This window comes from Pseudomonas sp. A-R-19, from assembly GCF_019956575.1.
Taxonomy (GTDB): Bacteria; Pseudomonadota; Gammaproteobacteria; order Pseudomonadales; family Pseudomonadaceae; genus Aquipseudomonas.
The window spans coordinates 1-16,049 of record NZ_JAHBDR010000113.1; the positions used below are offsets into that span (position 1 = coordinate 1).

At 61.3% G+C, this 16,049-nt stretch carries 10 protein-coding genes, 1 rRNA gene and 1 pseudogene; 5 read left to right on the plus strand and 7 right to left on the minus strand.

Annotated elements, in window-relative coordinates; translation table 11 throughout:
• Positions 1-108 (minus strand): annotated as a pseudogene (locus KGA88_RS31890) (IS481 family transposase); the annotation flags it as partial.
• A 191-nt stretch (positions 109-299) separates the two neighbouring features.
• Here KGA88_RS31890 and KGA88_RS29430 point away from each other — a divergent pair.
• The 4 genes from KGA88_RS29430 to KGA88_RS29445 all read left to right on the plus strand — a co-directional run bounded on the left by KGA88_RS29430 (position 300) and on the right by KGA88_RS29445 (position 2,677).
• Positions 300-1,184, plus strand: coding sequence for a LysR substrate-binding domain-containing protein (locus KGA88_RS29430; protein WP_223596142.1), 885 nt, complete (start codon positions 300-302; stop codon positions 1,182-1,184).
• 42 nt (positions 1,185-1,226) lie between these two features.
• Positions 1,227-1,805 carry an NAD(P)H-dependent oxidoreductase gene (locus KGA88_RS29435; protein ID WP_223596144.1) on the plus strand — a complete coding sequence of 193 codons (579 nt, stop codon included), beginning with the start codon at positions 1,227-1,229 and terminating at the stop codon, positions 1,803-1,805.
• Between the two features lie 49 nt (positions 1,806-1,854).
• Complete coding sequence (locus KGA88_RS29440) at positions 1,855-2,226, plus strand: MerR family transcriptional regulator (RefSeq protein ID WP_110661822.1); 372 nt, start codon at positions 1,855-1,857, stop codon at positions 2,224-2,226.
• Positions 2,227-2,332: 106 nt separating this feature from the next.
• On the plus strand, positions 2,333-2,677 hold the full coding sequence (locus tag KGA88_RS29445) for a cupin domain-containing protein (RefSeq protein WP_028624747.1): 345 nt from the start codon (positions 2,333-2,335) through the stop codon (positions 2,675-2,677).
• A gap of 260 nt (positions 2,678-2,937) precedes the next feature.
• On the opposite strand, the gene mmsB is transcribed toward KGA88_RS29445, so the two are convergent.
• On the minus strand, positions 2,938-3,825 hold the full coding sequence (mmsB, locus tag KGA88_RS29450) for a 3-hydroxyisobutyrate dehydrogenase (protein ID WP_110661821.1): 888 nt from the start codon (positions 3,823-3,825) through the stop codon (positions 2,938-2,940).
• Between the two features lie 10 nt (positions 3,826-3,835).
• Positions 3,836-5,380: a CoA-acylating methylmalonate-semialdehyde dehydrogenase gene (locus KGA88_RS29455; protein WP_110661820.1), complete on the minus strand. Its 1,545-nt coding sequence runs from the start codon at positions 5,378-5,380 to the stop codon at positions 3,836-3,838.
• Positions 5,381-5,529: 149 nt separating this feature from the next.
• Here KGA88_RS29455 and KGA88_RS29460 point away from each other — a divergent pair, with 149 nt between their 5' ends.
• On the plus strand, positions 5,530-6,480 hold the full coding sequence (locus KGA88_RS29460; protein WP_223596153.1) for a LysR family transcriptional regulator: 951 nt from the start codon (positions 5,530-5,532) through the stop codon (positions 6,478-6,480).
• Between the two features lie 4 nt (positions 6,481-6,484).
• On the opposite strand, the gene recD is transcribed toward KGA88_RS29460, so the two are convergent.
• From recD to rrf, 4 genes are all read right to left on the minus strand, one after another.
• Positions 6,485-8,593, minus strand: coding sequence for an exodeoxyribonuclease V subunit alpha (recD, locus tag KGA88_RS29465; RefSeq protein WP_223596146.1), 2,109 nt, complete (start codon positions 8,591-8,593; stop codon positions 6,485-6,487).
• Positions 8,590-12,279 carry an exodeoxyribonuclease V subunit beta gene (gene recB, locus KGA88_RS29470; protein WP_223596148.1) on the minus strand — a complete coding sequence of 1,230 codons (3,690 nt, stop codon included), beginning with the start codon at positions 12,277-12,279 and terminating at the stop codon, positions 8,590-8,592. The genes recD and recB overlap by 4 nt, the downstream gene beginning before the upstream one ends.
• The gene (gene recC, locus KGA88_RS29475; protein ID WP_223596150.1) at positions 12,279-15,728 is read right to left on the minus strand and encodes an exodeoxyribonuclease V subunit gamma; all 3,450 of its coding nucleotides are present in this window, start codon (positions 15,726-15,728) and stop codon (positions 12,279-12,281) included. Before recC ends, recB begins: the two co-directional genes overlap by 1 nt.
• Before the next feature lie 211 nt (positions 15,729-15,939).
• Positions 15,940-16,049 (minus strand): 5S ribosomal RNA (gene rrf, locus KGA88_RS29480); the annotation flags it as partial.

Sequence of the window (16,049 nt, forward strand, 5' to 3'; positions counted from 1 at the left end):
GCTGAGCCCGTAGTGACGGGCCAGCTCGCTTTTGGAGTAGCTGCCTTGCAGCCAGTCGCCTATGAGTTTGATTCGTTGATCCATTGGGGACTCTCGATTCCAGGGCATGGTCAGGCACCTCCTGACCGTATTTCATACCTGTAAACGATGTCTCCGGTTTAAAACGTAAAGGATGTCTCCGGTTTCTACCCGAGCAAGCCCGCTCCCACAGGGGATTTGTGAACAACACATAACCATTGTGGGAGCGGGCTTGCTCGCGAAGGCACCCGCCCAGACAGCAAAAAACCCCGGGAATGACCATGCACTTCGACCTGACCGACCTGCGCCTGTACCTGAACATTCTCGACGCCGGCAACATCACCGCCGGCGCCGCACGCAGTCATTTGTCCCTCGCGGCGGCCAGTGCGCGAATTCGCGCCATGGAGGCGTCGCTGGGCGTCGAGTTTCTCCAGCGCAATCGCCGCGGAGTCAGCCCGACACCAGCCGGCAATGCCCTGGCCCGCCACGCCCGGGTTCTGCTGCAACAGGCCGAACGCCTGCAACAGGAACTGGCCGAATATGCCAAGGGCGTCAAAGGCCAGGTGCGGCTGCTGTGCAATACCACGGCGATCACCGAGTACCTGCCGGAGTTGCTCGCAGACTTCCTGCACAGCCAGCCCAACCTCGACATCGACCTGCAGGAACTGCCCAGCACCCGCATCACCCACGCCTTGCGCCAGGGCGCGGCGGACCTCGGCATCGTTTCCGACGCGGTGGACACCGATGACTTGCAGACCCACCCATTCCGCGATGATCCGCTGGTGCTGATCATGCCCCGCGAACATCCCCTGGCACAGGCGACCTCGGTGAGCTTCACCGACACGCTGCAGCACGACTACGTCGGCCTGAATGCCAACAGCGCATTGGCGGTTTATCTCGAAGAACAGGCGCTGCACGCCGGCCTGCGCATGCAGATTCGCATCCGCGCCGACGGCTTCGATGGCGTGATGCGCATGGTCGCCCGTGGGGCGGGACTGGCAATCGTACCGCTGGCCGCAGTCGAACGCGGATCAGCTGCATTGTCCTTCAAGAGCTTCGCCCTGCAAGAACCCTGGGGCCAGCGCAAACTGTTGCTCTGCGCACGGGACTTCGCCGCACTACCCAGCTATGCCAAGGCCCTGCTGCATGCCTTGACTCTCCCCTGAGGGGCAGACTTTATCCTTGAGGTTTGATCCTCAAGGACCGCGATGATGGGCAAACGAATACTGGTGATCCTCGGGCATCCGTCCAGCAACAGCTTCTGCGCCGCCCTTGCCGAGCGCTACACACAGTCGGCAATGCGCGCCGGGCATGAGGTGCGGCAGTTGTTTCTCGGCAGCATGGATTTTGATCCAGTGCTGCGCGAAGGCTATCAGCAGGTCCAGCCACTGGAAGCCGACTTGCTTAGCGCCCAGGCCGATATCCTCTGGGCCGAACAGCTGGCACTGGTTTATCCGATCTGGTGGGGTGGCGTACCGGCCTTGCTCAAGGGCTTTTTCGACCGGGTGTTCCTGCCCGGTTTTGCCTTCAAGTATCGCCAGGGCAAAGCCTTCCCCGACAAACTCCTGCGCGGCCGAACCGCCCACCTGCTGGTGACCATGGACACGCCGCCCTGGTACTACCGCTGGATCTACCGCATGCCCGGTCTGCACCAGGTCCGTAAAACCACGCTGGAATTCTGTGGCATCCAGCCAACCCGAACCCTCACCTTCGGCCCCATTCTCGGCGCCAGCGCAGACCGGCATGCTTCCTGGTTACACCAAGCCGAAGCTATCGCCAGCACTTGAGTCGGTCGATAATGCAGCGAGCTTTATCCTCGGAGAAAAGGACCTTCCCATGTACATCGGTCAAGCCGCGCAACGTTCCGGAACCACTGTCAAAAGCATCCGTCACTACGAGTCGATTGGCCTGCTGCCTGCCGCTCGACGTCAGGGCAAGTACCGCATCTATGACCAGCACAGCATTGACCTGCTGATTTTCATCAAATGTGCGCAGCAGCTGGGTTTCAGGCTCAAGGAATTGCACTCAGTCTTCGCCGGACATCAGGGCCCGCAGTTGCCATGGGAACGGGCACATCAGGTCATCGCCAGCAAAAAACAGGAAATCGGCGATCGAATAGCGGCGCTGTCGCAACAGCACTCGCAATTGGTCGAGTTCGAGAACAGCCTCGAACAATCCAGGCTCGACTGCCCACTGAGCAATCCTTGAGGGCCGTGCGTTTCTGGACAGCTCAGTGTCGAGCACAGACAACTGACCCACGGACAGGCGCTATAGGGTGCGACTTCAGTTCTTGAGCCCACTGCCCGGAGTCATCATGACCGCACCGATTACCGTTCTGCGCGACACCCACCCGCTGCCTGTACTCGACGCCTGCAAATGGGAAAAACTCGAAGGCGACCCGCACACCGTCAACCTCAACGCCTACACCAGCGAAGACGGCAGCAAGATCATGGGCACCTGGATCTGCACGCCGGGCAAGTGGTACGTGGAATACGTGAAGTGGGAGTACTGCCATTTCCAGGAAGGCTACTGCGTCATCACCCCGGAAGGCATGGCACCGATCCACCTGCGTGCCGGTGACATTTTTGTCGTTGAGCCGGGGATGAAAGGCACCTGGGAAGTGGTGGAAACCGTGCGCAAATATTTTGTGTTTGCCTGATACAAAAAAACCGGGGGATCACCCGACGTGATCTCCCGGTAAATATCTTTGGGTACATACAGTCCCCTGTGGGAGCGAGCTTGTGTGGTGAGGGGGCTTGCCCCCGTTCGGCTGCGAAGCAGTCGTATCATCAGCAACCGCGATTCACCTGAAACACCGCACTGAGCGGACTTGGGTCCGCTTCGCGAACCAACGGGGCGGTGCGGCGTTCCGACAAGCCCCCTCGCCACAACAGCCCTCACCACATTCAATGAATCGCTTTACTGCGGCTTGCGATAGCCATTGATGATCGCCGAGAAGTCCTGCCCACCCTCCCCACGCAAACTCATCGCCTGATACAACTGCTGGGCCACCGCGCCGAGTACCACCGGCTGGTGCGCCTGACGCGCTGCTTCAGTGGCCAGCCCCAGATCCTTGAGCATCAGTTCGGCACCGAAACCACCGGTGTAACCGCGTGACGCGGGCGCCGTTTCAACGATGCCCGGCCACGGGTTGTACATCTCCGAACTCCAGCAACGCCCGGTGGAGCTGTTGATGATGCCCGCCAGCACCTTGGTGTCGATGCCCAGGGCATCGCCCAGCGCCATGGCTTCGCTGACGCCGACCATGGAAATCCCCAGCAGCAGGTTGTTGCAGATTTTAGCGATTTGCCCGGTGCCGACCTCACCACAATGGACGATGTTGCGGCCCATTTGCGCCAGTACCGGTTGCAGGGTGGCGAACAGTTCAGGCGTGGCGCCGACCATGAAGGTCAGCGTTCCGGCGGCTGCACCACCGGTGCCGCCAGAGACCGGCGCATCGGCCATGGTCACGCCCTGTTTGGCAGCGGCGGCGGCCACGTCCCGCGCGGTCTGCGGATCGATGGTGCTGCAATCCACGGCCGGAACACCTTTGCCGATACCGGCGAGTACGCCGTCTTCACCCAGCCACACACTGCGCACATGCACAGCGGCAGGCAGCATGGTGATGACCAGTTCGGCACCTTCTGCCGCTTCACGGGCCGATGCGCTGATGCTGCCGCCCAGTTGCTCCAGTTCCGCCAGCACAGTTTTGTTCAGGTCGACCAGGCGCAGCGCATGGCCGGCCTTGATCAGATTGCGCGCCATCGGCGCGCCCATGTTGCCGAGACCGATAAAAGCGATTTTCATGTCCGGCTCCTTATCGCAGGTTGATGGTGGTGTTCACACCGTCGTTGACGCTGTCGTCATCGAACCAGCGGCTGGTGACGGTCTTGGTCTGAGTGTAGAACTGCACCACTTGCTTGCCATACGGGCCGAGGTCGCCGAGCTTGGAGCCGCGCGAACCGGTGAAGCTGAAGAACGGGACCGGCACCGGGATCGGGATGTTGATGCCGACCTGGCCAACATCGATTTCGCTCTGGAATTTACGTGCCGCCGCGCCGCTCTGGGTGAACAGGCCCGTGCCGTTGCCGAACGGGTTGGCGTTGACCAGGGCGATGGCCTCATCAAGGGTGGCGACTTCCAGCACCACCAGCACCGGACCGAAGATTTCCTGGGTGTAGATCTGCATGTCGGTGGTCACGCCGGAGAACAGGGTCGGGCCGACAAAGTTGCCCTTCTCGTAACCGGGAACCGTGATTTCGCGACCGTCGAGCTCCAGCTTGGCGCCTTCCTTGATACCGCTTTCGATCAGATCGAGAATCCGCGCCTTGGCCTTCTTCGAGATTACCGGCCCAACATCGGTACCCGGCTCGCTACCGGCATTCACGGTGAGTTTCTGCGCCAGCGCTTTCAAGTCCGGCAGCCATTGTTTGGCCGCGCCCACCAGCACCACCACCGAGGTGGCCATGCAGCGTTGACCGGCGGCACCGAAACCGGCACCCACCAGCGCATTCAGCGCTTGCTCGCGATTGGCGTCCGGCAGCACCACAGCGTGGTTCTTGGCGCCCATCATCGATTGCACGCGCTTACCGTGTTTACCCGCCAGGTCATAAACGTGGGTACCGACGGCGGTCGAACCGACGAAGGAAACCGCCTTGATGTCCTTGTGGGTGCAGAGCCCGTCCACCACGTCCTTGCCGCCGTGCACGACGTTGAGCACGCCAGCCGGAATGCCCGCCTCGATCGCCAGCTCCACCAGGAGCATGGTCGACATCGGGTCCTGTTCGGACGGCTTGAGCACGAAGGTGTTGCCGCAGGCGATGGCCATCGGGAACATCCACAGCGGAATCATCGCCGGGAAGTTGAACGGGGTAATGCCGGCGCACACGCCGATCGGCTGGCGCAGGGTGTAGGTGTCGACGCCGCCGGCAACGTTTTCAGCGAACTCGCCCATTTGCAGGCTGCCGATGGAGCAGGCGTGCTCGACCACTTCCAGGCCACGGAAAATATCGCCCTCGGCGTCGGCAATGGTCTTGCCCTGCTCGGCGCTCAGGACCACGGCGATGCGCTTGGAGTGTTCGCGGATCAGCGCCTGGAGCTTGAGCATGATGCGCATGCGCGCACCGATCGGGGTCAGTTTCCAGGTCTGGAAGGCACGATGCGCGGCGCTGATGGCGGCGTCGACTTCTTCGGCGGTGGCAAACGGCACTTTGGCCAGCACTTGTTGAGTTGCCGGGTTGATGATGTCGTGCCATTCGGTGGACTTGGATTCGACCCACTGGCCATCGATCAACAGTTTGACCTTCTGCACACTTGTTTTTGTTTCGTTGGGGGTGTCATTGGGCGTGAGCGATGCGTTCATGTGGGTCTCCAGACTTTATTTTTATCTTGGGAGTCAGGGCGAGATAGTCGCCCTGAGATGAGCTGTGTGCCGCGAATTGGTTGTCGGGCTGTTTTTGGAGTATAGATGTGCAAACTTCTGATAAGAACGCACATAAAAACCGGTCCAACATGCAAAAAAACATCACCTCCCTCGGCTCATTGAACTGGGATGACCTCAAGTTTTTCCTTGAAGTCGCCCGCACCCGCAAAGCCAGCACCGCGGCCAAGCGCCTGGCGGTGGACTACACAACGGTGTCGCGGCGCATCAGCTCCCTGGAAACGGCGCTGGGCACGTTGCTGTTCGAGAAATCCCGGACCAACGGCTTTGTCCTGACCGCCGAAGGCCAGCGGTTGATGGGGTATGCCGAGTCGATCGAAAGTACCTTGCACATGGCGTGCGAGCAGGTTTCCGGCTCCGGCGTGGCACTGTCCGGTCATGTGCGCATGGGTTGCACCGAAGGCTTCGGCAGCTTTTTCATCACGCCGCAGCTGAGCCACTTCGTCGACACCTACCCGGCGATCTCGGTGGACATCCTGCCGCTGCCGCACTTCATCAGCCTGTCCAAGCGCGAAGCCGACATCGTCATCGCCCTGGAGCGCCCGGAGCATGGCCCGTACGTCTGCTGCAAACTGTGCGACTACCGGTTGCAGCTGTACGCGACCCAGGAATACCTGGACAACCATCCGCCGATCCGCAAACCAGCCGATTTGGCCAAGCATTCATTTATCAGCTACGTCGACGACCTGGCGTTCAGCTCGGAGCTGCTGTACCTGGCCAACGTATTGCCCGGCGCCAGCGCCAACCTGCGCAGCACCAGCGTGATCGCGCAGTTCGTAGCCGCGCAGCAAGGACGCTCGCTGGCGATCCTGCCTTGCTTCCTCGCCACCCAGGACCCGCGCCTGCTGCCGGTGTTGCCGCAGGAAATCAACATCACCCGCCAGTTCTGGATGTACTGCCGCGAGGATCTGCGCAAGTTGAAGCGGATCACCCTGCTGTGGGATTACATCCGCCAGGTCACCGAGCAGAATCAGGGCCTGCTGATGGGAGAAAGCCGGGAGATGCTGTTTGCCGATGACTGACCTTTCAGCCTGTCGACTCGCTGCCTTCCTTTAGCTCCAGCATCAGCCCGCTCAAGCGTTTGACCCGGCGTTTCACCGCCTCTTCAAACACGCCCGCACGGGACTCGATCAAGGTGAACCAGTCCTTGGCCCGGGTAATTCCGGTGTAGATCAGCTCCTTGGTGAGCACCGGATTCAAGGCGTCAGGAAGAATCAACGCGGTATGCGCGAACTCCGAGCCCTGGGATTTATGCACGGTCATGGCGTACACGGTTTCGACATCATTCAGGCGGCTGGGCAGGACAAATCGCACACCACCCTGGCCATCATTGCGTGGGAACGCCACTCGCAGAACCTGCTTTCCAGTCTCAGGCCCTTCCTGTTCCGGAAGCTTGAGGGTAATGCCGATATCGCCGTTCATCAAACCCAGCCCGTAATCGTTGCGGGTCATCAAGACAGGGCGACCCTCATACCACTGCTGGTCGCTGTCGATCAGGCGTGCCCTGAGCAAAGCCTCCGTCACTCGCTGGTTCAAACCCTCCACACCCCAAGGTCCCTTGCGCACGGCGCATAACAACTGGAACGCGTCGAAGGCCTGCAACACTTGCCTGGCCCAATCAATCCAGCGCGAATCTTCCAGCGGGCTGTCCAGGGGCGGCCGCTGATTGCGCAACACGCCCAGGTAATGTCGATAACCCTGCGGACCCTCACCATGGCCGTCGAGCAGCAAGCGCTCCAGGGCCCGATCCTGCTCGCCCTTGAGGGACAGGCAATACACATCGGCATGGCTGCGCGCCGACAACAACTTGCGGGCTTCTTCGGGTTGCTGCTGGTTGACCCAGCGAGCCAGTTGGCCAATGCCGCTGCCTTCACCGAATCGTCGGGAATGGCGCAACATCACCACCTGTTGGGCCAATGGATGAGTGCCCTGCGCGTCCTCCTGCAAGCCGCTGGCCTGCAGGTTTTCGCCACTGACGGCTTCCAGCCACTGGCGTGTCTGCGGGCTGTACCAGCCTGCCTCCGCGTCGCGACACAGATCACCGAGTACCGCACCGGCCTCTACCGAAGCCAGTTGATCCTTGTCACCCAACAACACGAGGCGCGCATGGGCCGGCAAGGCGTCGAGCAGGTTGGCCATCATCTCCAGGTCGATCATCGAGGCTTCGTCCACCACCAACACATCCAGCGGCAGGCGATTGCCCGCGTGGTGGCGGAAATGCCGAGTCCCGGGCCGGCTGCCGAGCAGGCGGTGAACGGTGGTGACGTCGGACGGGATCTTCTCGCGTATTTCTTCGCTGACCTTCAAGGTGCGGACTTGCTGGCTGATGGATTCCGTCAGGCGCGCCGCGGCCTTGCCGGTAGGCGCGGCGAGGCGAATGCGCAGGGGCATGCCAGCCTCGACCGCCGGCGCCTGGAGCAACGCCAGCAGGCGCACGACGGTGGTGGTCTTGCCGGTTCCCGGCCCGCCCGTGACGATGCTGAAGGCGCTGCGGGTTGCCAGGGCACAGGCGAGCTTCTGCCAGTCGATCACTTCACCGGGGCGGGCAGGGCCAAACAAACCGGTGAGGCGCCCGAGCAAGTCGTTCGGCGTGGATTCGTGCTCCGTCAGACGTTCGCGCAACGAAAGGTCGATCCGCCGCTCGTAGGCCCAATAGCGGCGCAGGTACAGGCGCTTGCCCGATAACACCAAAGGCCGGTCGCGCACGTTGTCACGACTGTCAGCGGCCAGTGCGACCAGGTTGCTGGCGGCCAGCACCTTGCACCAATGAGCACCGTCCAGCGATCCGAGTAATTGCGAGGGCAGCAGCATTGCACCACCTTGCACGTCACCTTCGGGTGGCAACGACAGGGCGAAATCCGGTTCTTTCAGCGTCTCGAACAGGTCGAGGCAGACATGCCCGTGGCCCAATTGGTGGCTGGTCAGTGCGGCTGCCAGCAACACCAGCGGATCATCCTCCGGAGCCAGTTCATGCAGGAACGCGACAAAGGCTTTGTCCAGCGCGCGCAACCAGCCGCGCTCGACCCAACGCGTAAGCAACAACAGCAAGTCGTCGGCACGACTCAGCGGCGTCAGATCGGCCAGGCTTTCTGCTGCCAGCGATGTGGGCAACAAATCGGCGAATGTGCGATTCATAACAGTACTCCCTGTTCCCAGGCGGGCTCGGCCTTGGGCTCTGGCTTGCCCTGGAACAGCCTATCCAGACGTTCGATCAGCTCTCTTGGCGGCCGGGCGAAAAACACACCCTGGCTGGCCGCGCGCGTACCGCGCAAAAACAGGTACAAGGCACCGCCGACATGCCGGTCATAGTCGTAATCGGCGAGCCGCGCCTTGAGTTGGCGATGCAGGGCCAACAGGTACAACACGTATTGCAGGTCATAACGGTTGTCGAGAATCGACTGTTCCATGGCCTGCGCGGTGTAGGCCGCATCATCGACACCGAGCCAGTTGGATTTGTAGTCGGCCACGTAATAGCGGCCGCCATGCTCGAACGTCAGGTCGATGAAACCCTTGAACATGCCGTTGAGCAACACCGGCTCCGCGGCCACCCGGGCCACGCCGTTATGGGTGTATTGGCACACCAGCGCATCGAGCTTGAGCACATCGACCTTGTGGCTGGCGAACCAGAACTCCATCTCGACCTGGTACTGCGTCAACTGGCCGAATATCACCGGAGCCTGACCGCCACCCAGTTGCAACGGCAACATGAGCAGATGCTGCAGCCAGTCACTCAAGGTAGTGATCCAGCCCTCCCAACCTCGACGATTGCAGCGACGGGCAATGGCGTCGATCACCTCTTGTGGTGCCGCAGCAAACCCCTCGCCTCCCGCCCATTCGAGCAAGCCATGGAGGAAGGTGCCGGGGTTCGGCCCACGCGGGAAGCGATGGATATCGCCGCCACCGGCGACCACTTCCCTGGAGGCCTGCGGGTCGAGGCGTTCGTCATCGAACAGTTTTTGCGCCTGCGGGCTCTCCGGCGCCTCGTCCGTGCCGACACTCAGGGTGTCGCCAATGCGCAGCGCGCTGTAGGAAGCGATCCACCAGTTTTCACTGGCCTTGCGTTTCGGGGTCAACGGAGGCAGCAACACCGCGTCGTTTTGTGGTGGCTGGTAATGCTCTGCTGTTGCTTCAGGCATCTGCGCATACGCCAGTGCCGGACAGTCCTGTTGCAGGTCGCGCAACCAAAGTTGCAACGCCGGGGACTCGGCCAACGGCGCACCGCCGCCCAGCAGATAACCCAATGCCGACAGATGCAGCACCGAGCCATTGTTGTTGCCGCGCTTGAGATCAGCCACCCCCAGCCAGCAGGCATGCTGCGCCCGGGTCAGGGCGACATAGAGCAAGCGCAGATCCTCGGCCAGACGCTCATCATCGGCCAGGGCAATCAACTCCGCTGTCGGCTTCAACGTGACCTGGGCATGGCCGGATTCATCGTGGTAATGCAGCGGCAGGCGGCTGCCATCCACCGGTTTCGCCGAACAAATGAACGGCAGGAACACCAAGGGGTACTCAAGGCCTTTGGACTTGTGAATGGTCACGACCTTGACCAATTGCTCATCGCTTTCCAGACGCAGGATCTGCTCTTCGCCGGCCTGCCCGGACAACGCCAGATGCTCGGATAAATGCCGGATCAGCGCTTGCTCGCCATCGAGTTCCGCGGCCGCCTGCTGCAGCAACTCGGACAGGTGCAGAAGGTTGGTCAACACGCGCTCGCCATCACTGCGGGCGATCAGTGCCTGGGGCAGACGGAAGTCGTGCAGCAAGCGCCGCAGCATCGGCAGTACGCCCTGCTTGCGCCAGATTTCGCGATAGCCACGGAACTGCATGACCCGAGATTCCCAGGCCAACTCGTCCTGATTCAACCGCTCCAGCTCGGTCAGCGAAAGGTTCAATGTGATGCAGGCCAACGCGGCCCGCAGCGGTCGCTCGACGTCCGGCTCGGCGCAGGCCTTGAGCCAGGTCAGCACGTCATGCGCCTCCTGGGCGGCGAACACCGAGTCCTTGTCCGACAGGTAAACACTGCGCACGCCACGGGCGGCCAATTGCGCACGAACCGCCTGCGCTTCCTTACCGTCGCGCACCAGGATGGCGATGTCCGCCGGCAGCAGGCCCCTGAAGGCTTTGCCGTCCTGGGTGAACCCCGCTTGCCCCTGCTGCCCGCCATTGAGCAATGCAGTGATTTCACTGGCGCAGGCAGCCGCCAGTTGTTGCCGGTACACGGCGCCGGACAATGGTTGTTCGGCCGGCAAGTGCCAGATGTTCAAGGCCGGGACTGCCTGATCATTGATGCGCAAGACTTCTTTGCGGCCCTGTGAGGCAACCGGCGTGAACGGAACCGGGTTGTCGCCATTCTTCTGCCGAAAGAGGAAAGCGCCACGTCCGGACTCCCGGGCTTCGGCGCGCTCGAACACATGGTTCACCGCGTTGACCATGCCGTGGCTTGAACGGAAGTTGGTGCCCAGGGTGTGCAGCCGGCCGACGGTGGCCTGGCGGGCGCGCAGGTAGGTGTGGATGTCAGCGCCGCGAAAAGCGTAGATCGCTTGCTTCGGGTCGCCGATCAGGAACAGGCCGCACTCGGGGCTGTTCTCTTCAATCCGGTAGATGCTCTCGAAGATCCGGTACTGCACCGGGTCGGTGTCCTGGAACTCATCGATCAGGGCGACCGGAAACTGTTCACGAATCAGGGTGGCCAGGCGCTCGCCGCCATCGGACTGCAGGGCCGCATCAAGGCGCAGCAACATGTCGTCGAAGCCCATTTCCGCACGGCGGCGTTTCTCTTCCTCGAATCGAGCCCCAACCCAGCGGGCAGCATGTTGCAGTACGGCAGCATCGGGCGTTGGCAAGCCATCGAGACAGGCCTTGAGGCCGGCCATCGCTTCGAGCCCCGGATGTCGAGGCGCTTCGCCCTTCCAGGCTTCGGCCATGCCGTCCGGGGTCAGGCGCGTGAAACCGGTGCCGATATCCAGTTGCTCAAGGGATTCGTCTTCGGCCCAGGTCTTGATCTTCTCGAACCAGGGCTCGAAATAGCGAGCCTGCATCTTGCGGCCGTCGACACTCTTGCCCGCAACGCCCTGATGACAGATGGCGAGCAACTCATCCGCCCACTGCAACCAGGGTTTCTTGAGCTCGATCAGGGCAACCCGTCGCTCTTGCAGGCATTGCGAGATCACTTCGGCAGGTTCTTGCCCTTCAAGCGAATCGCGCTCGCTGGAGAACAGCGCACGAATTCGCGGCAGCAATGCCGCCGGTCCACCCCAATTGCTGCGCACCCAATTCAAGGCATCACCTTGCATCGGGTAGCAGAACAGCCGCCAGTAATCGCGCAGGACTTCGCCCAGCAAGTCGCTGTGATCGGTTTCCAGGGTCTGGGTAAACAGGCTGCCGCTGTCGAATGCGTGCTCGCGCAACATGCGCTGGCACCAGCTGTGGATGGTCGACACCGCCGCCTCGTCCATCCACTGGGCGGCGATATCCAGGCGGTTTGCGCACCCGGGCCATTGCTCGGGCAAATACTGCTCACGCAACTCGGCAATCAGGCTGTCCGGGGCCGGTGTTTCATCGCGGAAAAATCGAGCAGCCTCGGCGAGCCGCGTGCGAATGCGTTCACGCAGCTCTTTGGTAGCGGCGTCGGTGAAGGTCACGACGAGGATTTGCGGCGGCAACAGCTCACGCCCGAAACCACTGTCCTCCCCGCCGTTACCAAGCACCAGACGCAAGTACAACGCAGAAATAGTGAACGTCTTGCCGGTCCCGGCGCTCGCTTCGATCAACTGGCTGCCGCGCAGCGGGAAGGCCAGGGCCAGCGGTGTCTTCGTGCTCATCAACGCGACTCCTCGCTGGACAGTGAACGCCAGGGTGCTTCAAGAAGCGGGCGATAGAGCGCATCACACCAATCGGGGAACGTCTCATCGGCGACCAAGGCATCGTAATCGGCGAATTGGCGGGCGAGTGCCGGGCTTTCGCGACGCTCTCCATCAGTCGTTTGCCCATCACCTTCATAGGCCTTGCGCGCAGCGGCCTCGGCCTTGACCGGGTCGGTTTGCCCCAGCCACGCAAAGGCTGTCTTGACCGCGATCGGCAGAGGCTGGCGCATACCCGATTGCCAGGCCATCAACAGGTCACCGAGAATTTTCTGCGCCGTGGACTCGTCCATCGGTCCGAGCAACAGACTGTCGTCGCTGGCTACCAGTGCGGTGGTCAACGCCATGCCACTGGCACAAGCCACCAGATGAGTGAGCCAAGGACGTGTCAGTCGATGCCATTTGCGCGACTTGATCGAGCCGATGCTGTTGGGGATCGTCGTGATAGACAGCAATCCACCATCGGCGCGCTGATGCAGGCCGCTGAGCCAGCCCTCGATGTGCAGGCCTTGCAGTTCAAGACTCACGGGCAAGGCGCTGCTGAGCGGTGTTGGCCACAAAGCCAGGAGCTGTTGGTGACGCTGCAACAAATCAGGCAATGGCTCGATCAATTCACGCTGCAGGCACTCACCGAATCCGGCCATGGGCAGCAGCCCGCTGTTCTGCAAGCGTTTCGCCTGATCCTCCAGTGCCTGTGCGGAATTTCCCGGATCCGCCAGCGCCGCTTCGAGTAAACGGTCGCTGAAGCCGTAACGCTGCAATGCATCCAGGACAAAAGGTTCTTCATCGGCCAGCGGTACTTCAGCCGCCTCGAAGAAAACCTTCAGTCGCTGGCTGAAAAAATGCCGTACCGGATTGCGCAGGAAATCCTGCAGTTGACCGAGACTCAGGGGTTCGTCCTGAATGTGAGGCTCAAGCACTTCGGCTGTTGCCTGTTGCTCTGCCGCTTGATGAAGGACCTGCCATTCGCTGGCGTAGCTGAACGACTCATCCCCTTCGTGAAAATAGCGGGCACTGAAGGGTTGCAACGGGTGTTCCCGGGTCATGGCTTCCAACAGGTCCTCGTCACCTTGCAGCAATCGCCAACCGCTGGCCAAGTGGTCGCGTAACTGGCCGATCAGCACCGACGCGGGCCTCTCGCTGTTATCGCGGATGCTACGGCCCACCCAACTGATGTAGAGCTGGTCCCGTGCCGACAGCAAGGCTTCCAGTAGCAGGTAACGGTCATCTTCGCGCCGGGAGCGATCACCCGGGCGGTAATCACTGCCCATCAGGTCGAAATCCAGCGGCGGCTGTGCGCGCGGATAATCGCCGTCATTCATGCCCAGCAGGCAGACCAGTTTGAACGGGATAGCGCGCATGGGCATCAAGGTGCAGAAGTTGACCGCACCGGCCAGAAAGCGTTGGGACAAACGGCCCTGATCCAACCCTGCGAGCCAGGCTTCACGGACGACGGTCAGCGGCAATTCGTCCTGCAACCCGACTGACTCACAGGTCTCGAGCCAGGTCTCGCGCAACTCTTCGAGCTGGGCCAACAAGTAGTCATCGTGTTCGTTACCGGCAAGGAAGAACAACTGCACCAAAGCCTGCAAGCGCCCCCCCCATTGCCCCGGCAATGCAGGCTGAGAGAGTTCGTGGTGAGCCACTTCCAGCGCGTCCAGCAACGCAACCAACGGACCAATGAGCGCAGCGTCCAGGCCACCGATTTCGTCGTAGGGCTCGATACCCTCATAAGAATCGGCGCTGCCAACGGCATACCCGAGCAACATCCGCCGCAAACCGAAACGCCAGCTGTTTTGTTCCAGTTCATTGGGCAGCCCGAGCCCGGCACGCTGTTCGGCATTCATGCCCCAGCGAATGCCGGCGCCCTCGATCCAGCGGTGCAGCGTCGGCAGGTCACGTTCCTCGACACCAAAGCGGGCGCGCAGTGCCGGGACGTCCAGCAGATCGAGGATTTCACTGACGGGGAATCGGCTGTCAGGCAGCTTGAGCAGGTGCTCGACCGCAATCAGCAGTGGATCACGACCGCGCTGGCCCTGGTCAGCCAGGGTAAACGGAACGAAGCGCGGATCCTGGCGATCAAGCTGACCAAACACGGCACGAATATGCGGGGCGTAGCTATCGATGTCCGGGACCATCACGATGATATCGCGGGGTCGCAATTGCGGGTCGGCGCTGAAGCGTGCGAGCAGTTGATCGTGGAGGATCTCGACTTCTCGCTGGGCGCTATGGGCAATGTGAAAACGGATCGACTCGTCCTTATGCAAATCGATAGCCGGCCAACGCTCCCGAGTCTCGTTGAGGGGACGCAACTCGAGGATGTCATCCTGCAACTGGTTGAGCACATTCAATGGCTGGCCATCACTGAACAGGTCGATGCGACCGTCGCGAAACGCCGAGCGATAGCTGTGGGGATCGTCATAACTGTCGAGCAGGTTGATATAGTCCCGCCCCTGCTTACCCCATGCGGCCAGCAGCGGGTGAGCATGCTGGTGCAGGGTTTGCGGATCGATCACTACGGGCATGCCGCTTTTACGCGCCTGACGCTTGTATTGATGCCGCAACAGGTCTTTATCGGCGACGATGTCCGCCCAATGGTGACGACACGGGTTGTGTACGCACAGCAGGACCTGGCTGAATCGTGCCAGTCCCGCCAGTGCTTCCAGGGCTTGGGCAGGCAGGGAAGAAATCCCGAAAACGATCACTCGTGGGGGCAATCCCTTGGGGGCTGTTTCGAGGTGACTGATGCGCTCGACAAATCGCTGATGGACACCGGCACGGCTTTGCGCCATGCCTTCTTCTCCCACATCCAGCAAGAGTGCGCGCCATAACTCCGCCTGCCAGCAATTGGCCGGAGCCAGGGGTTTGGCTTCGCCCCTGCCGTTTCTTGTTTGATGCCGACCGTCTGCCCAGTCTTCGAGCCAGTCAGCCCGATAGACCTGGTACTGGTCGAACAGGTCCGCCAGGCGCTCAGCCAATTGATAGCGTTTGCGCAGGTCGGTGTCATGGGTCAGGAAACGCTGCAGCGGCTCGAAGTGCGGTTGGTTGATCAACTGCGGCAACAGGCGCATCAGGCGCCAGGTCAGCGGGGCTTTATCGAGCAGGGACTTGACCGGAATTTCATCGCGACCGAGGACCATGCGATAGAGCTGCCACATGAAGCTGCCGGGCAACTGCACGTCGATGGCCGCGGCGATGCCGCAGCCTCCCATGTCGTCTTCTTCAGAGTCTTCCGCCAGTGCCAGCTTCAGCCATTGGGCAATGCCATTGCTTTGCACCAACGCGATTTCATTCTCCAGGGGAGCCAGCGGGTAGCGCCGCATCCAACTGACCACCAGGCTGCGCAACTCGTCCAGGCGGTTGCCATGAACCACCATGAATCCAGCGCTGAGGGACGTCGCGTCCGGCATAAAGGCTTCCTTGGAAAACAAATTCGAGGGACGACTTTAGCATTTGTAGGAGCGAGCTCGCTCGCGAAGGTCGTCAATGATGACGCGGGTTGTCTGGGGTAACGCGGTGCCCTGAGCAGGCTCGCTCCTACAGGGAACAGCGTTTGAGGTGTACAGAGGCGCAAAAACAAAACCCCTACCTGCATACGCAGATAGGGGTTTCGGAATTTAATCTTGACGATGACCTACTCTCACATGGGGAAACCCCACACTACCATCGGCGATGCATCGTTTCACTGCTGAGTTCGGGATGGGATCAGGTGGTTCCAACGCTCTATGGTC